The sequence below is a fragment of the Rhodococcus sp. ACT016 genome (genome assembly GCF_050477185.1).
GTDB lineage: Bacteria > Actinomycetota > Actinomycetes > Mycobacteriales > Mycobacteriaceae > Prescottella.
The window spans coordinates 5,129,465-5,149,292 of the sequence record NZ_JBEAET010000001.1; the positions used below are offsets into that span (position 1 = coordinate 5,129,465).

Sequence of the window (19,828 nt, forward strand, 5' to 3'; positions counted from 1 at the left end):
GCCTCCGTTGCGATTGGTCGACCTGAACAGCCTTGTATATACAACCGGCTTCGGTCAACCGGCTCGTCTCGTGGTCCCGGACGACCCGCTCGCGATCATGCGGAGAACTGGTCGCGCAGAGCTATCTTCTTGAACTTTCCGGTGGCGGTTCTCGGGATCGTGGACACGAACTCGAACCGCTCGGGGATCTGCCAGCGTGCGAACTCGCGCGCCAGGTGCTCACGCAGCTGTTCCGGATCCACCGTCACACCGTCACGGAGCGCGAGCACCGCCAACGGACGCTCACCCCACCGCGGATCCGGAACCGCGATCACCGCGGCCTCCGCCACCGCCGGGTGCGCCATGAGATGGTTCTCCAGATCGACCGAGGAAATCCACTCACCGCCCGACTTGACCAGATCCTTGGACCGGTCACAGATCCGGATACTCCCGCGGTGATCGATGCGGACGATGTCCCCCGTCCGGAACCAGCCGTCCTCCGTGAAACTGTCCGCGCCCGTACCGTTGTGATACCCGGCCGCCACCCACGGCCCCCTCACCTCCAACTCACCCATCGCCGCATCGTCCCACTCGATGAACCCGTCCTCCTCGTTGCGCGCACGGATCTCGACGAACGGCATCGCCACACCCTGCCTGGCACGGAATGCGTACCGGTCCTCGGCCGCGCTTTCACGGAGGTCGACGGGGAGCCGGCTGACGGTGCCCAGCGGAGCGGTCTCGGTCATTCCCCACGCCTGCACCACCGTCAGGCCGTGGCGGTCGTAACCCTCGAGCAGGCTCCGCGGCACGGCCGCTCCACCGACGATCAGACGATCGAGACGACCCAGATCCCACCGATCCGGCTCGGCATCGAGCGCGTCGAGCATCGCCATCCACACCGTCGGCACCCCCGCCGTCATGGTGACCCCCTCCGTGGAGATCAGGTCGAGCACACTGACCGGATCCAGGTTCGGCCCCGGCAACACCAGGCGAGCGCCGAGCAGCGCCGCGGCATACGGCAGACCCCACGCGTTCGCGTGGAACATCGGAACAACCGGCAGCAGCGTGTCCTGCGCAGAAACCCCCAACGCATCAGGCAGCGCCGCCGCCAACGAATGGAGAACCAGCGCCCGATGCGAATACACCACACCCTTCGGGCGACCCGTCGTGCCGGACGTGTAACACATTGCGCCGGCGCGACGTTCGTCGATCACCGGCCACTCCATCGGCTCCGACCCACCGATCACAGTTTCGTAGTCGAGCATTCCGTCCGGTACCGGCCCACCGTGGGAGACGACGATCACGTGCTCGAACCGGTGCAGCTCACGGAACCCGTCGAACACCTCGAGCAGCGACTCGTCGACCACGATCACCCGGTCCCGCGCATCCTGCACGATGAACGCGAGCTCGTCGGCGTGCAAACGCGGATTGAGCGTATGCACCACCGCCCCCATCGCCGGAACCGCAAAATACAGCTCGAGATGCTCGGCCTGGTTCCACAACAGCGTCGCCACCCGATCACCGTCCCCGACCCCGAGACCGGCCAACGCGTCGGCCAACCGACGCGCACGCCGAGCACACGCCCCGAGAGTGGAACGGGCGATGCTGCCGTCAGGACGCCGCGAGACGACATCCCTTCCGCTGTAGAACTGTTCGGCACGCTCGACCACCGCCGTCAGCGACAGCGGGTAGTCATCCATCGTCAAGCTGTTGATCACGTAGACACTCCTGGATCGGGATGGGTGGAACTCGACGGCCGGGTCACTCACCGACCGACTCGCGACTGGGTGGACGGACGAATGGGTCAGGCGGGGCGCGAAACTCGGACTCGCGCCCCGCCTGCACGATGTTTCGGTTCGTCAGACGTGCTGGGTGAAGCCGGTCTGCCCCGGCGTCCGGTTCGGCGCGTAGCCGAGCCTGGCCAACGTCTCGTCCGCATCCGCGTACGTCTCACCGATCCGGTAGATGTCGCGGGCTTCCTTCGCCGTGGCCACCTCTCGGCCCAGCTCGTTCGCGACCCGCACCAACTGACGCACCTGCTCGGCCGAAGTGATCTTCGCGCCGCCACGCGGGGCCCACAGGTTGTCCTCGTTACCGCACCGGGTGTGCAGACCCATCGCGATCGCCATCGCATTCACCGGCAACACGCTGCGCATCAACGTCTCGAGCGTCAGGCACGCACCGTCCGGGACCCGCTGGACGAAGTTCATCATGTTGTACGGGTTCGGGCCGTCGAACCCGCCACCGATCGCCACCCACGTCACGTTCAACGGGCCCGTGTACACACCGCGGCGGATCAGCCGCTCCACCGTCTCGAGCTGCGGAATGCTCGACAGCTGGAAGTGCGGCTGGATCCCCGCGGCCTGCAGACGACGCAGGTGCTCCTCGACCCACTCCGGGCCGGCCGGCACCGTCATCTCCCGGTACGTCGCCACCAACTCCGGACGCGCCAACGACGTACCCGCCACATCCTGCGGAGTCATCAACTCGGTGATGTTCATCTGACTCGTGTTGATCGCGATCGTCACCTGATCGGGCTTCGGATCCAGCTCGGCGAGCATGTGGCGGGTGTCGTCGGACAGCCACTTCGCATCCGCCCCATCACCCTCCGGCGCGAACGAGATCGAGCCACCGACCTGCAGGATCATCTCCGGCACCGCCTCACGCAGGCGGCCGAGGAGCTCGTTGAACTTCGACAGGCGCTTGGAGCCCTTGCCATCGAGCTCACGGACGTGGATGTGCAGCACGGTCGCGCCGGCCTCGAAACAGTCCACCGCCTGCTGGACGTGCTCGTCCATCGTCAGCGGCAGGTCTTCGGGGAAGTCCGCGACCTCCCACTCCGGACCATAAGGGGCCACAGTGATGACCAGCTTGTCCTGGTTCTCCGGGAACAACGCATCGTCGTGGAAATGCATGGGTGACTACTCCTGTCGAGGAAATCGTGAAAGTGGTTGGGAATTCAGGGCGGGGCTCAGATGATGACGCCGCCGTTGGGGCTGATGACCTGGCCGACGCAGTAATGGTTCTCGCCGGCGAGGTAGACGGCGAGGGAGGCGTACTCCTCGGGGTTGCCCAGGCGTCCGACCGGGACGATCTGGAACAGGTTGGCCTTCTCCTCCTCGGTGGCGTTGTCGAGGTACGCCTGGAAGGGCGGGGTGAGCACGCCACCGCACGCGATGGCGTTGACGTAGACACCGGCGCCCGCGACGTCGAGCGCGACGGTCTTGGTCAGGCTCGCGACCGCGGCCTTCGCGGCCGAATAGCCGGGGCTGTGCGCGCTCGCGGCGGAGGTGCCGGCGATCGAGGAGATGTTGATGATGCGGCCGTAGCCCTGCGGCTCCATGAACTTCAATGCCTCACGGGTGCAGTAGAACACGCCGTGGACGTTGACGTCCCACCACTTGAGCCAGTCCTCGTCGGTGAGGCTGCTGGTGATCCCCATGGACTGCCGCTCCATGGGAGTGGTGATGTACGCGTAGTGCCGGCTGCGGCGGACCTCGTCCTCAGGCGAGTTCGGCACCCGCGCAGCGTTGTTGACGAGGATGTGGACGGTGCCGAACTGCTCGGCCGCCCGGGCGAACATCTCGACGACCTGCTCCTTGGACGACACGTCGCAGCGCAGGGCCAGGCTCTTGCGTCCCAGGGCCTCGATCTCGGCGGAGACCTCCGCGAGCTTGCCCTCCTGCAGATCGCACAGGACGAGATCGGCGCCCTCCTGGGCCATGGCGAGCGCGATAGCCCGGCCCAAACCCTGTGCGGCTCCGGTCACGACGGCAACTTTGTCGAGTAGCTGCATTCCTTTTCTCCTCTTGGTGTTTCAGTGAGAGTCGGATCCGCACGTAGCGAGTCCGAGGCCGTAGCGGGACCTATGCCGAAGGGCTGGGGGCGAGCACGTCGGTCGGCGTCGCGGACGCCACATGGGAGTTCTTCGACCGCACCGATGCGAGCTTGCGAAGACCCGCCGGGTAGAGCTTCATTCCGGCGACCAGGACAACGATCGACAACACGTTCGCCAGTGGCACCCACTGCAGCGCGCCGAGCAACCCGAGCCGATCGGACAGCATGCCGACCACGACCGGCCCCAGTGCCAGCCCGAAGATGTTGTTCGCCAGGGTGCCGACACCGAAGGCCGACGCGTGTAGCGATGGGTGGGACAGGCTGGCGACGACCGCCGTCGTGGCACCGGAGAACCCTGAGCAGAAGAACGCACCGAGACCGAGGAAGATCAACTGCAGCGGGCCGTTGCTCAGCTGGAAGCCGGCCATCAGTGACACTGTCGCGACAACGGCGTACGCGATAGCCGCGCTCCAGCGACGCTCGGGCCGTCGACGCCCGATCCGGTCGGCGGCAATGCCACAGACCACGGTTCCCGCACCGATCAGCAGGACGAAGACCGACGCCGCGAGACCGGCACGAGACGTGTCCATGTGGTGATAGCGATTGAAGTAGCTGGGAAGCCACGCGAGTAGTACGCCGGAGACGAAGAACTGAAGTCCGGCACCGACGTATGCGCAGTTCAGCGAGGCATTCGTGAACAAGCTCGAGATGGGGGCGCGCCCGCTATCGGACCGTGAACCTGCATCCGTCGACTGATCAGCGGCGTGGCGTGCCAGTCGATTCTCGGTGACGACGATCCGGAAGAGGATGACGAGCGTCATCCCGAACGCGGCCATGATCAAGAACGCTGCACGCCAACCGAGGTGGTCGGCGAGGACGCCACCGAGCGCGACGCCGATGACCGAGCCGAAGAACGCTGCACCGAGGAACGCACCGCTGAGCGATGCATGAAGACGCGGAGCGAACACACCGAGCATGACAGCCAAACCCACGCTGGCGTAAGCGGCCTCGCCGAACCCGATCAGGAATCGAGCGCCGAGCAGTTGCGTGTAGTTGCCCGCAGCGGCACACAGGACGGTTGCCACACTCCACACGACCGCCATGACGGCCACGCTGCGTACTCGACCCCATCGGTCGGCCAGCAGCGACATCGGGAGTGCCAGCAGCCCGACCATGAGGGCAACCACACTCGTCAATGCGGCAAGCTGCGAATCCGATAGGTGCCATTCGGCTTTCAGGACCGGAAAGACCGAACTGAGAACCTGGCGGGACATGTAGTCCGACATCATCAGGCCGAAGATGAGGGCGAATACAGTCCATGGAAAGATCTTGGAACGTCCGCCGCCAGAAGCGGTTTCGTTTCCGGGGGGTTGGTTCTCCGGTTCCATGTGTACTCCTGTTCGTGAGGGCATGACGGGTGCCATGCCGTCAACCACGCCGGTTGGGGAAGACAGACTGCGCGTCCCGAGCGGGATGTGGTGGGCCCGGGGACGCGCTTCAGCACAGACTCCGTTCGCGCCGCGGTGGGCGTCGAGGACGTGGGAGGCTGAGTTGCACAGAGGCACACGGACCGATCCGGCCCGTACATGCTCTTGACAATGTGGACGAATGGAACAAGCTGGGTGACGCACGTCACGCTATACGTTTTGCGACGGGGACGCTTGACCAAACCAGACAATCAGCTTGACATTTTCAGACGGGATGGAGCCGATGGCGAAAGTGGTGCGGGTGCGCAGTTCGGTACTGAACGAGTACGTCGAACTGGCGCAGTCACTGGGGACCGATCCCCACCCGATCATGCGCACGGCGGGCATCGATCCGACCACCCTGGCTCTGGCGACGCCGGATACGTGGCTCTCGGCACGGGCCGTCGACGAGTTGCTCGAGCGGACGGCGGCTGCGACGTCCTGCGAGGACTTCGGAGTGCGGATGGCCGAAGGCAGAAGGGTGTCGAATCTCGGACCGGTAGGACTGGCTGCCAGGGAAGAGCCCGATGTGAGAAGTGCGCTCGAACTCGTGTTACGTCACATGAGGTTGCACAACGAAGCCATCCGGACTCGGCTCGTCGAGGCGAACGGGCTCGCGACACTCCACGTCGAACCCGGGCCAGGAACACAGCTCGGGCGCCAATCGATCGAACTGACCGTGGCGTCGATATCCCGGATAATCGGCAACTTCATTTCGGAAGCCTGGATTCCGCTGTCCACCAGCTTCGTCCACGATGCGCCGTCGACGCTCGACGTTCACCTCCGCATGCTCGGGCCCGACGTCACGTTCAACGGTGACTTCAACGGACTCGTTCTCTATTCGAGAGATCTGGACGGGGCGAACCCGCTGTCGGATCCGCTCTTCCGACCCTACGCAAGGCAGTATCTGGACCTGCTCGCGCCGCCCGAGGACGTCTCCGTCGCCGGCCGCGTGCGCGGCTTGATCGAGGCTCTACTGCCCGGGGGAAGGTGCACCGCAACCCGCATAGCGCGCAGTCTCGGAATGGACCAGCGCACCCTCAATCGGCGCCTCTCCCAGTCCGGCGAGACCTACTCGTCCATCGTCAATTCGGTCCGCATGGAGTTGGCGCGACGGTACATCACACGCGGCGACCGGAGCCTGACCGACATAGCCGGTGAGCTCGGTTTCTCTGACTTGAGTGCCTTCTCGCGCTGGTTCCGTCAGCAATTCGGGGTGAGCCCGACAAAATGGGCAATCCGCCAGCATGACGCCGATGTGTCCTGAGGCAGATTCACCGACGTGCAGATCGCACGCTCCGGGCCGGAATCGCAGATGCCGTGCGATTCCGGCCCGGTAGCGGTCTTCGGACTAGCTGACGATCATGTCCTCCTGCGCCCAGTAGGCGCGGGTGCTGGTGATCTTGGCGTCGTCGTCGAACGTCATGACGTCGATCGGCTCCATGACGTAGGTCTGGCCGCCGACCTTCGACACGGTGCGGAAGTGGAAGGCAGCGCTGTTGCCGGCGACGCGGATCGTCAGCAGTTCGGCGGTCTGGTCCATCGCCTCGATGGCCTTGAAGAAGGCGCGGATCTCCTCGACGCCACGCTTGGGTTCGGTGCCGACCGGATCCTCGACCGTGGCGCCCTCCGCGAACAGCGCGGCCACCTGGTCAGCGCTCTTGCTCTCGAGGGCCTTCATGTACGAGGCGACAGTGTTCTTGATGTCTTCTGCGGATGCCATGCTCGCTGAACCTTTGCTCGTGGAACGAATTTCGGCCGCAGCGTAACCCGCACCACACGCCCGGTACACCGGTCGGTCCCGCCCACCGGACACTCCCGACAATCCACCGAAGCGGCTCGAGCTGCGACAAACCGCTGCTACCGTGCCGCGCATGCCAATCCAGCGCGGGGGAATCTGGGGCCGGGCGGTCGTCACTGCACTCGTGGTGACCGTCGTGGCCGGAAGTGGAATCGCAGGTACGGCCGCTGCGCAGTCGAGCGGAAGTGCTCTGCCGAACACCAGCATCGGGGGACTGGGGTCGACGGGCAGCGCCGGTGGCCAAGGATCGGTCGGCGGCGGGTCGCTGACCGACGGCACAGGGTCGGACGGACCCGGGTCGTTGATCGACGGCACGGGCTCGGACGGCACCGCGTCAGCCGGCACGACGCCCATCACCGGGTCGCTGGGGACCGCGTCGTACGCGCGGTCGGCGTTCGGCTCCTGGATACCCGGCGCGGTCGGCTCGGTCGTGCCGGCACCGGATCTGGCACCTCCTGCACTCGAGACCCTGCGCACGGGCATGCTGCCGTCGCCGATCGGAGATCCGTTCTTCGACGAGTACCCGGCCGGTCTGCCCGGCATGGCGAACGGCCAGGTCATCGAGGTCCGCGACGTGACGCCGATGGCCCGCACGCTACCGATCGGGCCGGTGCGCGAGGTGAAGCAGCTCAAGGTCAAGTCCACCGATGCGACCGGGGCACCGTCATTCGCGACCGCGACCCTCATCATCCCGGCCACGGCGTGGCCCGGTCCGGGACCGCGGCCGGTCCTGGTCAACAACGTGCCGATCAACGGACTCGGACGGGCGTGCACCCCCTCCCACACCATGGCGAACGGGATCACGCCGTCGACGAACTTCCTGGAGTTCCTCCGACCCGTCACGACGAAGGCCGAGGAACGCGGCTACGCGGTGCTCATGCCCGACCACGAGGGCCCGCGGATGGCATACGGGGAACCGTACGAAGCCGGTCACGCGATCCTCGACACCATCCGTGGCGTGCGCAACGAGTTCCCGGCGGAATTCGGCACCAGCAAGCTCGCGATGATGGGCTACTCCGGCGGAGCGATCGCCACGCACGGCGCGGTCAATCTGATCGATTCGTACGCACCGGAACTGCGCCACGACATCGTCGGCGCCGCATTCGGCGGCGTGCCCGCCGACTTCGAGATGCTCGGACGCACCATGAACGGCAACCTCGCCAGTGGGCTGTTCCTCGCGGCGGTGCTGGGGATCTCCCGGGAGCGCACCCAGATCCTGCCGCTGATCAACAGTCTCGGGCAGCAGCTGGGCATGTCGTCCATCAAGGACATGTGCGTGAACAACCTCGCCGTGATGGGCATCCTGAACGCGCCGATCGAGGTGCTCGCGAACGTCAAGGAGGCACTGAATTCTCCTGTCGCGCACGACATCTACGCGATCACGAAGATGGCCGACCTGAAGTCCGGCACCCCGCTCTACATCTACAACGGCGGGCAGGACTTCTGGATCCCGGCACTGGGTGCGCGCAATCTCTACGACCAGCAGTGCGGAAAGGGCGTTCGCGCCGTGTACCGGCAGGTGCCGGGTGAGCACCTGCTCGGCGAGGCCTTCGGCAATCCCGGGGCGTTCGACTGGGTCGATGCCCGCTTCCGCGGGGAACCCGCACCCGACGAGTGCTGACCCCCTGCACCGCGTTCTGCGCACTTATCGCTGAATCCCCTGGAGGTTCAGGACGACAAGTGCGCAGAACGCGGGTGGATCAGAGGACGACGTTCACCATCTTGCCGGGGACGACGATCACCTTGCGGGGATCCTTGCCGTCGAGCAGCGCGACGATCTTCTCGTCCGCCAGGGCGATCTTCTCGATGTCCTCGCGGGCCGCGTCGGTGGCGACGTTGATGCGGCTGCGAACCTTGCCGTTGACCTGGATCGGGTACTCGACGGTGTCCTCGACCAGCCACTTCTCGTCGGCCGCGGGGAACGGACCGTGCGCCAGCGACGCGGTGTGGCCCAGGCGCGACCACAGTTCCTCCGCGAGGTGCGGGGCAACCGGGCCGAGCATCAGTGCGAGCGGCTCCACCGCCGAGCGCGGGGCACCGGCCGGGTACTCCTTGGTGAGGTGGTTGGTGTACTCGATCAGCTTGGCCACCGCGGTGTTGTCGCGCAGCGCCGCGTAGTCCTCGCTGACACCGGCGATCGCCTTGTTCAACGCGCGCAGCGTGTCCTCGGACGGCTCGGCGTCGGTGACACGCAGGTTGCCGGTCTCCTCGTCGACGACGACCCGCCACGCCCGCTGCAGGAAGCGGTGCGCACCGATGACGTCCTTGGTGGCCCACGGCCGCGAGGTGTCCAGCGGACCCATCGCCATCTCGTAGACGCGCAGGGTGTCGGCACCGTACTCGTCGCAGATCTGGTCCGGCGCAACGGAATTCTTGAGGCTCTTGCCCATCTTTCCGTACTCGCGCTTGACCTCGGCGCCCTGGTAGAAGAACTTTCCGTCCTCCTCGGTCACCTCGGCCGCCGGCACGTAGACGCCGCGCTCGTCGGTGTACGCGTACGCCTGGATGTAGCCCTGGTTGTACAGGCGGCGGTACGGCTCGCTGGAGCTGACGTAGCCCAGGTCGAACAGCACCTTGTGCCAGAAGCGCGAGTACAGCAGGTGCAGCACGGCGTGCTCGACACCGCCGACGTACAGGTCGACGCCACCGGGATCGTTGGGGCCGTGGATGTCCGGGCGCGGACCGGTCCAGTAGGCCTCGTTCTCGGGCGCGACGAATTGCTCGCTGCTGGTGGGGTCGATGTAGCGCAGCTGGTACCACGAGCTGCCCGCCCACTGCGGCATCACGTTGGTGTCGCGGCGGTAGTCCTTGAGGCCGTCGCCGAGATCGAGCTCGACGTTGACCCAGTCGGACGCCTTCGCCAGCGGGGGCGAGGGCTCGGAGCTGGCGTCGTTCGGATCGAACGACACCGGCGCGTAGTCCTCGACCTCCGGAAGCTCAACCGGCAGAGCCGATTCCGGCAGCGGATGTGCCACACCCTGCTCGTCGTACACGATCGGGAACGGCTCACCCCAGTAGCGTTGACGCGCGAACAGCCAGTCGCGCAGCTTGTACTGGATGGTGCCCGTCCCGACACCGTCCGCCTCGAGGCGCTCGATGACGGCCTTCTTGGCGTCGGCCACGTTCCGGCCGTCCAAGTACCCGGAGTTCACCAGCGGTCCGTCGCCGGTGAACGCCGACTCGGACAGGTCTCCGCCCTTGATGACCTCGACGATGTCGAGACCGAACGCGGTCGCGAACTCCCAGTCGCGCTGATCGTGGCCGGGGACGGCCATGATCGCGCCGGTGCCGTAGCCGGTCAGCACGTAGTCGGCGATGAACACCGGCAGCTCGTGCCCGTTCACCGGGTTCACGGCGTAGACGCCGAGGAAGACGCCGGTCTTCTCCTTGTTCTCCTGGCGCTCGAGGTCGCTCTTGGCCGCGATCGACGCGCGGTACGCCGCGACGGCCTCGGCCGGGGTGGCCGCGCCGGCGGTCCAGCGCGGGTCGACGCCCTCGGGCCACTCGGCCGCCACCAGCTGATCCACCAGCTCGTGCTCGGGGGCCAGCGTCACGTACGTGGCACCGAACAGGGTGTCCGGGCGGGTGGTGAACACCTCGATGTCGTGGCCGGAGGCGTCGAACTTGACCTGGGCGCCGTGCGAGCGGCCGATCCAGTTGCGCTGCATGGACTTGACCTTCTCGGGCCAGTCCAGGTACTCGAGGTCGTCGACCAGACGGTCGGAGTACGCGGTGATCCGCATCATCCACTGCTGCAGGTGCTTACGGAACACCGGGAAGTTGCCGCGCTCGGATCGACCGTCCGCGGTGACCTCCTCGTTGGCCAGCACCGTGCCCAGACCCGGGCACCAGTTGACCATCGAATCCGAGTGGTACACAAGGCGGTACGAGTCGAGCACCTTGCTGCGCTCGACCCCGTCCAGCGACGCCCAGTCCCGTCCGTCGTCGAGGGTGCGCTCACCCGAGGCGAACTCGGCCTCGAGCTCGGAGATGCGGCGCGCCTTGCCTTGCGCGGTGTCGTACCAGGCGTTGTAGATCTGCAGGAAGATCCACTGCGTCCAGTGGTAGAAGTCGACGTCGGTGGTCGCCACGCTGCGCCGCTCGTCGTGACCGAGGCCCAGGCGTCGGAGCTGACGCTGCATGTTCGCGATGTTCGCCTCGGTCGTGGTGCGCGGATGCGTGCCCGTCTGCACCGCGTACTGCTCGGCCGGCAGACCGAACGCGTCGTAACCGAGGGTGTGCAGGACGTTGTGGCCCTGCATGCGGTGGTAGCGCGCGAAGACGTCGGTGGCGATGTAGCCGAGCGGGTGGCCGACATGCAGGCCCGCGCCCGACGGGTACGGGAACATGTCCTGCACGAACAGCTTGTCAGCGGGCACGTCACCCGCCAGCGAACCCACCGGGTTGGGCGCGTTGAACGTCCCGCGCTCGCTCCACAGGTCCTGCCAGCGCTCCTCGATCCGGCCGGCGAGCTCCGCGGTATAGCGGTGCTGCGGCGTCGAGTCGTCGGGGGATGTGGCTTGCTGAACTGGCTCGGTCACTGTGGTCGCTATCTACTTGGATGACGGGAATTCCGTCAACCAGGGTAAAGCGTGAGCGACCCCAGCGAACACCCAGGAACACCCGCTCCTCATCGAGGGGCTTATCGTGGACGGGTGGTCATCGTCGCTGTCGTGCTGTTCATCGTCGCTGTCGCTCTCGGCGCAGTGGGCATCGCCGGACTGACCGGCCGCCTCGAGCGCAACCGCTGGGCCGGGGTTCGCACCCCCCAATCGCTGCGCGACGACGAGACGTTCGCGCTGGCCAACAAGGTCGCCGCCCCCACCCTGCTGGCCGCGGCCGGTGTCCTCGTGATCGGCGGTGTCGCGGCAATTCTGCTCGACGGCGCCCTCCCGATCGTCGCGGTGATCGTCGCTGTCGTCGCCGCCTTCTTCGTCGCCGGCGCCGGCGGCACCCTCGGTTCCAAGGCCGCGGGTGCGCTGCCCGAGACCAGCGGCTGCGGCACGTCGTGCGGCGCCTGCAGCCTCAAGGGCGCGTGCGAACCGGCCTGACTGGTTGAATCCCGGGTGTGACCACACCCACATCCGGTCCGCGGGTCATCGACCCTGCGGGCGTCATCTTCGGCATCGTCGTCCCGATCCTCGGCGCGGCCGCGGGCGTCGTGCTGACGTACGTCCTCGAACCCCGGCTGCCCGAGCAGATCGCGACCCACTGGTCCGGTAGTTCGCCCGACGGGTTCATGAGCCCCACCTCCAGCGCGTGGTCGATGGCCGCGATCGTGCTGCTCGTCGGCGGCGGCTGCTCGGCGATCGCCGCGCTCGCGCAGGCCCAGCTGATGATGCGCCGGATCATGCTGCTGCTCGGACTGACCGTCGTCGGTCTGATCGTCGCGGTGGAGATCGCGATGATCGTCGGGCAGGTCGACGCGACGGCGACCGATGCCGCCATGCCGGCCGAGGCCCTCGGGCTCGGTCTCGCGCTGGGCGCCGTCGTCGGACTGATCGGCGCGTCGCTGCTGCGCGACTACCGCGTCCGCGCCGTCGCCACCGAGGCGCCGTCGGCGGACCTGCCGCGCGGCGCGGTCGAGTTGCCGATCACCGACCAGGTCGGGATGAGCGTGGGTGGACTCACTGGAACGGCCCTCGCGCTCGCGGCACCCGCGGTGCTGGTGTGCTGGATCGCGGGCGTGTGGTGGCCGCTGGGCCTGTACGTGCCGGTGGTGCTGCTCGCGGTGACCCTGCTGCAGTTCCGGCTCGTCGTCGATACGGACGGGATCCGTGTGCAGAACATGGGCATGTCGGCCATCGAGTACGGCACCGACGAGGTGCTGGGCGCGAAGGTCCGGGAGGTGCGCCCGTTCCAGGACTTCGGCGGCTGGGGGCTGAAGACGAAGGGGCGGGGCAACTACGCCGTGGTCACCCGCACCGGACCGGCCGTCGTGATCACCTTCGCGTGCGGGCACCAGCTGACCGTCACCACGCCGCGGGCCGAGGAGATCGCCGGCGCCCTCAACACCCTCGCGGACCGGCGCCTGGCGCGGTCCTGACCTCTCAGAGCGCGGACGCCCGGATCGCCTCCATGAGCGCCGCCTCGGGGCCGCTGGGCGTGCTGGACCGGCCCAGCAGCACGAACTCGACGTCACCCGGGTCGGGCAGGCCCAGCCGATCGCCGACGGGCCGCAGCTCGGTCGGTAGCAGCGAGTTCGCGTGCACGATCACCCCGAGCCCGGCCAGGACCGCGGCACGCAGCCCCGCCCGGCTGTTGGCCAGGCAGGTGATCCGGCTGGGCAGCCGCGCCGTCTCGAGGGCCCCGAGTGCGCAGGCGCGGGTGATGCTCGGCGGGGGATAGGCCACGAGCGGCACCGGGGTTGCCGGATCCCACTGGGATTCGGTCGTCCCGCCCCACACCAGTCGGTCGCGCCACACCAGTTCGCCGTGCGTCTCGCCGGGCCGCCGCATCACGAACGCCAGATCGAGGTCCCCGGCCCGCAGCTGCGCGTGCACGGCGCGGCTCAGCCCGACGGTGAGCTGCAGGTCGACGAGGGGGTGCGTGCGCCGGAAGTCCCGCAGGATCTGCGGCAGCCCCTTCGCGACCAGGTCCTCCGCCGCGCCGAACCGCAGCCGTCCGGCGAGCGTCGAGCCCTCGAAGTAGCGGCTGGCGCGGTCGTGCGCGTCGAGGATCGAGCGGGCGAAGCCCACCATCGCGGTCCCGTCGGCGGTCAGCTCGACGGTGTGGGTGTCACGGGTGACCAGCACGCGGCCGGCAGCCTTTTCCAGTCGCGCGATGTGCCCGCTGACGGTGGACTGGCGCAGACCCAGCTGCCGCGCGGCGGCCGTGAACCCACCCGCCTGCTCGACGGCAAGGAAGGTCCTGAGGAGAACGGGATCGAACACCCGTCCTGCCTATCACGAAACGTGATCACAGTTAACGGCTTGAACGGCTTTCATGATCGATTTCGTGCCATATACCGTTGACCGGTGAAGTTTCTGAGCAGGTTCTACATCGACGGATTCATCCTGGCCATCGTCGTGGTGGCGATCCTCGGCAGCCTGTTCCCCGCCTCCGGCACCGGCCAGACCGTGCTCGACTGGGCCACCAAGATCGCGATCGGATTCCTGTTCCTGCTCTACGGCGCGCGACTGTCGCCGGCCGAGGCGCTGCAGGGCCTCAAGCACTGGCGCCTGCACTCGGTGGTGTTCGCGTCGACGTTCGTGCTGTTCCCACTGATCGGCCTGGCGCTGCGAATCCTGGTGCCGACCGTGATCACCGACGAGATGTACACCGGCATCCTGTACCTGTGCCTGGTGCCCTCGACGGTGCAGTCGTCGATCGCGTTCACGTCGATCGCGCGCGGCAACGTCGCGGGTGCGATCGTCAGCGCGTCGTTCTCGAACCTGCTGGGCGTGTTCGTCACGCCGCTGCTGGTGATCCTGTTGATGAACACGACCGGTGAGGCGACGGTCGACTTCTCGTCGGTGATCGACATCGTGCTGCAGTTGCTGCTGCCGTTCCTGATCGGACAGTTGATCCGCCCGCTCGTCATCGACTGGCTGCAGAAGTACGCGCAGCCGACCAAGCTCGTCGACCGCGGCTCGATCCTGCTGGTCGTGTACTCGGCGTTCAGCGAGTCGATGAACGAGCACATCTGGAGCACGGTGATGGTGCTCGAGGTCGCCGCGGTGGTCGTGGTGTGCTGCGGCATCCTGGCCGCGGTCCTCGGCGTCACCGCGTTCGCCGGCAGGAAGCTCGGGTTCTCGCTGCCCGACCGCATCGTGATCATCTTCTGCGGCTCCAAGAAGAGCCTGGCGACCGGACTGCCCATGGCGTCGGTGTTGTTCGCCGGGCAACCGGTCGGTCTGATCGTGCTGCCGCTGATGATCTTCCACCAGATCCAGCTGATCGTGTGTGCCGCTCTCGCACAACGATTCGCGAAACGGACAGACCCGGAGCCGATCCCGACCTGACCCGCACCGGTTCGTGGACGCTCCCGCAGCACCTGCGGTTCAATGGACACTGTTCAGGTGTGTCCGACGGACCGCAGGTGTTTCTGCGGAAGTGAATTCGGAGGCGAACGTGAGCAAGGGTCACCCCCATGAGAACCGCAATCGCATCATGCCCGCCTATACGGGCCGACTCGAAACGAATCCCGTTCCCGCCCTGCGCCTGCCCGACGACGCGATGGACTCGCGCGCGGCGTACCGGTTCATCCACGACGAGTTGATGCTCGACGGCAGCTCGCGGCTCAACCTCGCGACGTTCGTGACGACGTGGATGGACCCCGAGGCGGGCGTGCTGATGGCCGAGACGTTCGACAAGAACCTCATCGACAAGGACGAGTATCCGGCCACGTCGGCGATCGAGCAGCGCTGCGTCAACATGGTGGCCGCGCTGTTCAACGCGCCGGGATTGTCCGAGACCGACCCCGATTCGGCGACCGGTGTCTCGACGATCGGCTCGAGCGAGGCCGTCATGCTCGCGGGGCTGGCGATGAAGTGGCGCTGGCGGCAGGCACGCGAGCGGGCCGGTTTGGACGCCTCCAAGCCGAACATGGTGATGGGCAGCAACGTTCAGGTGGTCTGGGAGAAGTTCTGCCGCTACTTCGACGTCGAACCGGTGTACCTGCCGATGGAGCCGGGCCGGTACGTGATCACCACGGAGCAGGTCACTGCGGCGGTGGACGAGAACACGATCGGCGTGGTCGCGATCTTCGGCACCACCTACACCGGCGAACTCGAGCCGGTCGAGGAGATCGCCGCAGCGCTCGACAAGCTCGCGGCGGACGGCGGACCGGACGTCCCGGTGCACGTCGACGCCGCCAGCGGCGGGTTCGTGGTGCCGTTCCTGCATCCGGATCTGGTGTGGGACTTCAGGATTCCACGCGTCGTCTCGATCAACGTGAGCGGCCACAAGTACGGCCTCACCTATCCGGGCATCGGATTCGTGCTCTGGCGCGACTGCGAGCACCTGCCCGAGGAACTGGTGTTCCGGGTGAACTACCTCGGCGGCGACATGCCCACGTTCACACTCAACTTCTCGCGCCCCGGCAACCAGATCGTGGGCCAGTACTACAACTTCCTGCGACTCGGCCGCTCCGGCTACCAGAGCATCATGCAAACCCTGCGGAGCACCGCGATGTGGCTGAGCGCCAAGCTTTCCGATGAAGGTACATTCCGGATGATCAGCGACGGATCAGCCATCCCGGTCATCGCGTTCGAACTCACCGACGAGCCGGACTTCACGGTCTTCGACGTCTCCCACGAACTCCGCGCCCTCGGCTGGCAGGTACCGGCCTACACGATGCCCGCCGACGCGACCGACGTCGCGGTCCTGCGCATCGTGGTCCGCGAGGGCTTCAGCGCCGACCTCGCCCGAATGCTGTTCGACGACGTCGTCGCCGTGTGCACCCACCTGCGCGCGGAGAACGTCGCCATCCACTCGGAGGCCCGGCACTTCGCGCACTGACGCGCCATCACGCCGTTCGAGCGCGATCGACCTCACGGGGCGCGTTTGCTCCCTCTCGTGTCCGGGTAATCGACCGATCCCGCTGCAAAGGAGGTCTCGGATGTCCACGCTGCCCGATCCACCCGAACCCGTACTGGAGCCTGCTGCAAAGGAACTCGCCGAGGCGACGGCTGCGCATCCACGGATATACGAGGTCCCACCGGAGCAGGGCCGCAGGATCCTCGCCGACCTGCAGAGCGGTGCGGAGGTCGAGAAGCCTCCGGTCGACGAGCAGTGGGTGGACGTCGACGCCGGACGGCACGGCACGGTGCGGACCCGCATCCTGCGGCCCGCATGGTCGTCGGGCGACCTGCCGGTGCTGATCTACATCCACGGCGCCGGTTGGGTGTTCGGCGACGAGAACACGCACGATCGGCTCGTGCGGGAGCTCGCGGTCGGCGCCGGTGTCACGGCGGTGTTTCCGGTCTACGACCGCGCGCCGGAAGCGAAGTACCCGGTCCAGATCGAGCAGAACTACGCGGTGGCGCAGTGGGTCGGCAAGTACGGGCGCGAGTGCGGCATGGACCCGTCCCGCATCGCGGTGTGCGGCGACTCGGTCGGCGGGAACATGGCGACGGTGCTGGCCCAGATGGCCGCTGAACGCGGCGACGTGAACCTGCGCGCGCAGGTGCTCCTGTACCCGGTGACGAACGCCGACTTCGACACCGCGTCGTACCTACAGTTCGCGGACGGCTACTACCTCACGCGCGACGGGATGAAGTGGTTCTGGGACCAGTACATCCCCGATCCTGCCGGTCGGCAGGACGCCTATGCCTCCCCGCTCCACGCGCCGCTGGACCGCCTCGCGGCGCTGCCGACCACACTCGTGATCACCGACGAGGCCGACGTCCTGCGCGACGAGGGCGAGGCGTACGCGGCGAAGCTCCGTGCCGTCGGCGTCGACGTCACCGCCGTCCGGGTCACCGGGATGGTGCACGACTTCCTCATGCTCGACAGTCTGCGCGACTGCCATGCGACGGCGGCTGCACGCACCCTCGCGATCGACGCCATCCGGCGCGCGCTCTCGCCCGAATAGCCCCTTGAACGGGGGTTCGAGGGTTGGGGCGGCGGCGTGGTGAGGCGCGGGCGCTAGTTCAGCGCTAGTTCAGGTCGACGTCGATGGGGTGGGTCGCGAGCAGCGCGAGGGGCATGGGCTGGCGCCGGAGCACCTGCCCCCACAGATCCACCCCGGACGGGCTGACGACGTCCGATGCCAACGCGGACAACACGATCCAGTCGTCGTGCTCGATCTCGGAGTCGAGCTGACCGAACGTCCAGCCTGCATAGCCGGCGAAGATCCGCAGCCCCTCGATCAGCGGCGCGATCAGGTCGGGGTCGGCATCGAGATCGATCATGACCACGCGGCCGTCGATCCGGCGCAGACCCTGGACGCCGCTGATGTCGGCGCCGGTGCGCAGCGTCGCCAGGCACAGCGCGGCGTCGCGCGTGACCGGGCCGCCGATGTAGATCGCCTTGGCATCGGATGCGAGGTCCGCCCACTGCGGCAGCACCTCCTGCACGGAGGTGTCGCTGCGGCGATTGATGACGACACCGAGGCTGCCGGCGTCGTTGTGTTCGATCATGTACACGACGGTCCGGCGGAACGTCGGCTCGAACAGTTCGGTCGACGACACCAGCAGGCTGCCGGGCCGCACCGCCGGCTGGGCCGGGGCCGTGCGGTCCTCAGGGTCCTCCGAGTGCGCCACTGGGCCATCATCTCATCGACGGGGCCCGGGCGGGAGATGCGAACCGCGATCGGCCGTGTCGATTCCCTGCCGCGTCGCTAGGCCGCGTCGGCCTCGCTGCGCGACGCGGGCACGGGGCACGCGGCGGCCCGCTGCACGCCGAGCTTCTGCAGGAGCAGGCTCATCGGGCACCAGCCGACGATCCCGTAGAGGACCAGGTTCGCCGACGCGAACGCCGTCAGACCGCGCCACTTGGGCGAGTGCGTGCGGCCGAGCAGCAGGCTCGTGCCGACCACCGAGCCGCCGAGCAGCGGAACGATGCGCTCGATGGTCCAACCGGAATGCTTGGGCAGTGCCATGTCCAGATCTCCTCGTGAGTGTGGTGTCAGGTGGTTATCTCCAGGCCCGCACGCCGCCACGCGTCCATGCCTCCGCGCACGGAGAACGCCTCGGAGCCGGCGCGCGCGAGCACGCGGGCCGCGGTCGCCGACCGGCCACCCGAGCGACAGATCGCGACGACCGGCCGATCGCCGACGGCCTCGGGGCCGCGTTCGATCACCTCGTGCAGCGGCAGGTGAGTCGCACCGGGCGCGTGCCCCGAGTCCCACTCGGGACGGGAGCGCACGTCCAGCAGGACCGCGCCCTTCGCGACGAGTTCCTGAGCCTCGTGGACGTCGACGACGCCGTACGACTTGCGGAAGAACTTCGACAGTAGGGCCACCCTGCTCGCTTTCTCCAGACCCCCGAAAGGGTCGTTCGATCCACACTGTATACCCCGAGGGGTATAGGGGTCGACGTGTCGTCGACCACGCTCGACGGTCTACGCCAGCCCCACCATCTGGTCGAATACCACCAGGTGGTGCTCGAACAGTGCAGCCGGGTCGGCGAAGGTGTCGGCGCCATACTGCCCGAACACCTCGAAATTCACCGCACCGAACAGCGCGGCCCAGGCCAGCACGCCGCGGGCCAGGAGTTCGTCGGGGACCGTCAGGCCCATCTCGGCGCGGATCCGGTCCAGATCGGCGACCAGCCGCGGGTCGATCGGCGTCTCGGGCAGCGCGACCGCGCCCGCCCGGTACGCGGCCTCGATGATGCCGACCATCTCGACGATGACGAGCGTGCCGGGACCGGTCGTGCGCTCGGCCGGCGCGTGGTAGCCGGGCACCGGACTACCGAACAGGAGCGCGTACCGGGAGGGCTCGCGCACGGCCCACTCCCGCACGGCACGCGCGAGCGCGTGCAGCCGACCGCGGTGGTCGTCGGCCGGGCGCTCGGCGACGGCGGCGTCCACCTCCCCGCCCAGCTCGGTGTAGCCGTCGACGACCAGCAGCGTGAGCAGCTCGTCACGGCTCGCGACGTACCGGTACACCGCCGAGGAGACCACCCCGAGATCCCGCGCGACCGCCCGCAGCGACAGCGCCGCGGCGCCGTGGGTGGCGAGGTGCTCGCGTCCGATGCGGGTGATCTCGGCGAGCGTCTGCTCGCGGGCGCGTTCGCGCGGGGTCGTGGCCATGCACCCACCCTGCCCGAGAAACGAGAGCACTGTCAACAAAAGAGAG

The 19,828-nt window shown here is 67.5% G+C and carries 18 protein-coding genes; 7 read left to right on the plus strand and 11 right to left on the minus strand.

What is annotated here, in order from left to right; genetic code table 11:
* Window positions 1-95: 95 nt before the first annotated feature.
* The 4 genes from ACQ5DX_RS23485 to ACQ5DX_RS23500 form a co-directional block, all read right to left on the minus strand.
* Window positions 96-1,697, minus strand: a complete 1,602-nt coding sequence (locus tag ACQ5DX_RS23485; RefSeq protein WP_430334876.1) for a long-chain fatty acid--CoA ligase — start codon at window positions 1,695-1,697, stop codon at window positions 96-98.
* 141 nt (window positions 1,698-1,838) lie between these two features.
* Window positions 1,839-2,894 carry a 3-keto-5-aminohexanoate cleavage protein gene (locus ACQ5DX_RS23490; protein WP_430334877.1) on the minus strand — a complete coding sequence of 352 codons (1,056 nt, stop codon included), beginning with the start codon at window positions 2,892-2,894 and terminating at the stop codon, window positions 1,839-1,841.
* Between the two features lie 56 nt (window positions 2,895-2,950).
* Window positions 2,951-3,775, minus strand: coding sequence for an SDR family NAD(P)-dependent oxidoreductase (locus ACQ5DX_RS23495; RefSeq protein WP_430334878.1), 825 nt, complete (start codon window positions 3,773-3,775; stop codon window positions 2,951-2,953).
* 70 nt (window positions 3,776-3,845) lie between these two features.
* Window positions 3,846-5,228 carry an MFS transporter gene (locus ACQ5DX_RS23500; protein ID WP_430334879.1) on the minus strand — a complete coding sequence of 461 codons (1,383 nt, stop codon included), beginning with the start codon at window positions 5,226-5,228 and terminating at the stop codon, window positions 3,846-3,848.
* A gap of 298 nt (window positions 5,229-5,526) precedes the next feature.
* On the opposite strand from ACQ5DX_RS23500, the gene ACQ5DX_RS23505 reads away from it, so the two are divergent.
* Complete coding sequence (locus tag ACQ5DX_RS23505; RefSeq protein WP_430335782.1) at window positions 5,527-6,549, plus strand: AraC family transcriptional regulator; 1,023 nt, start codon at window positions 5,527-5,529, stop codon at window positions 6,547-6,549.
* 84 nt (window positions 6,550-6,633) lie between these two features.
* Here ACQ5DX_RS23505 and ACQ5DX_RS23510 read toward each other — a convergent pair whose 3' ends face one another.
* A complete protein-coding gene (locus ACQ5DX_RS23510) occupies window positions 6,634-7,005 on the minus strand; it encodes a nuclear transport factor 2 family protein (RefSeq protein WP_005516693.1) in 372 nt (123 codons plus the stop codon).
* A 151-nt stretch (window positions 7,006-7,156) separates the two neighbouring features.
* On the opposite strand from ACQ5DX_RS23510, the gene ACQ5DX_RS23515 reads away from it, so the two are divergent.
* Window positions 7,157-8,704: a lipase family protein gene (locus ACQ5DX_RS23515; protein ID WP_430334880.1), complete on the plus strand. Its 1,548-nt coding sequence runs from the start codon at window positions 7,157-7,159 to the stop codon at window positions 8,702-8,704.
* 79 nt (window positions 8,705-8,783) lie between these two features.
* Here ACQ5DX_RS23515 and leuS read toward each other — a convergent pair whose 3' ends face one another.
* On the minus strand, window positions 8,784-11,624 hold the full coding sequence (gene leuS, locus ACQ5DX_RS23520; RefSeq protein WP_430334881.1) for a leucine--tRNA ligase: 2,841 nt from the start codon (window positions 11,622-11,624) through the stop codon (window positions 8,784-8,786).
* 114 nt (window positions 11,625-11,738) lie between these two features.
* Between leuS and ACQ5DX_RS23525 the strand changes: the two genes are divergently transcribed.
* Both ACQ5DX_RS23525 and ACQ5DX_RS23530 read left to right on the plus strand, forming a co-directional pair.
* Complete coding sequence (locus tag ACQ5DX_RS23525; RefSeq protein ID WP_430334882.1) at window positions 11,739-12,134, plus strand: SdpI family protein; 396 nt, start codon at window positions 11,739-11,741, stop codon at window positions 12,132-12,134.
* A 17-nt stretch (window positions 12,135-12,151) separates the two neighbouring features.
* Entirely contained in the window at window positions 12,152-13,129 is a 978-nt protein-coding gene (locus tag ACQ5DX_RS23530) for a DUF1648 domain-containing protein (RefSeq protein WP_430334883.1), read from the plus strand.
* A 4-nt stretch (window positions 13,130-13,133) separates the two neighbouring features.
* Here the strand turns inward: ACQ5DX_RS23530 and ACQ5DX_RS23535 are convergent, their stop codons facing one another.
* Window positions 13,134-13,976 carry a LysR family transcriptional regulator gene (locus ACQ5DX_RS23535; RefSeq protein ID WP_430334884.1) on the minus strand — a complete coding sequence of 281 codons (843 nt, stop codon included), beginning with the start codon at window positions 13,974-13,976 and terminating at the stop codon, window positions 13,134-13,136.
* Window positions 13,977-14,060: 84 nt separating this feature from the next.
* On the opposite strand from ACQ5DX_RS23535, the gene ACQ5DX_RS23540 reads away from it, so the two are divergent.
* The 3 genes from ACQ5DX_RS23540 to ACQ5DX_RS23550 all read left to right on the plus strand — a co-directional run bounded on the left by ACQ5DX_RS23540 (window position 14,061) and on the right by ACQ5DX_RS23550 (window position 17,620).
* Window positions 14,061-15,047, plus strand: coding sequence for a bile acid:sodium symporter family protein (locus ACQ5DX_RS23540; RefSeq protein ID WP_430334885.1), 987 nt, complete (start codon window positions 14,061-14,063; stop codon window positions 15,045-15,047).
* Window positions 15,048-15,195: 148 nt separating this feature from the next.
* Entirely contained in the window at window positions 15,196-16,545 is a 1,350-nt protein-coding gene (locus ACQ5DX_RS23545; protein ID WP_430334886.1) for a glutamate decarboxylase, read from the plus strand.
* Between the two features lie 100 nt (window positions 16,546-16,645).
* Window positions 16,646-17,620: an alpha/beta hydrolase gene (locus tag ACQ5DX_RS23550; RefSeq protein ID WP_430334887.1), complete on the plus strand. Its 975-nt coding sequence runs from the start codon at window positions 16,646-16,648 to the stop codon at window positions 17,618-17,620.
* A 64-nt stretch (window positions 17,621-17,684) separates the two neighbouring features.
* Here ACQ5DX_RS23550 and ACQ5DX_RS23555 read toward each other — a convergent pair whose 3' ends face one another.
* The 4 genes from ACQ5DX_RS23555 to ACQ5DX_RS23570 form a co-directional block, all read right to left on the minus strand.
* Complete coding sequence (locus tag ACQ5DX_RS23555) at window positions 17,685-18,290, minus strand: YqgE/AlgH family protein (RefSeq protein ID WP_430334888.1); 606 nt, start codon at window positions 18,288-18,290, stop codon at window positions 17,685-17,687.
* 77 nt (window positions 18,291-18,367) lie between these two features.
* Window positions 18,368-18,628, minus strand: coding sequence for a YgaP family membrane protein (locus tag ACQ5DX_RS23560; RefSeq protein ID WP_430334889.1), 261 nt, complete (start codon window positions 18,626-18,628; stop codon window positions 18,368-18,370).
* Window positions 18,629-18,654: 26 nt separating this feature from the next.
* Window positions 18,655-18,990, minus strand: coding sequence for a rhodanese-like domain-containing protein (locus tag ACQ5DX_RS23565; RefSeq protein WP_430334890.1), 336 nt, complete (start codon window positions 18,988-18,990; stop codon window positions 18,655-18,657).
* A gap of 99 nt (window positions 18,991-19,089) precedes the next feature.
* A complete protein-coding gene (locus ACQ5DX_RS23570) occupies window positions 19,090-19,782 on the minus strand; it encodes a TetR/AcrR family transcriptional regulator (protein WP_430334891.1) in 693 nt (230 codons plus the stop codon).
* Window positions 19,783-19,828: the final 46 nt, after the last annotated feature.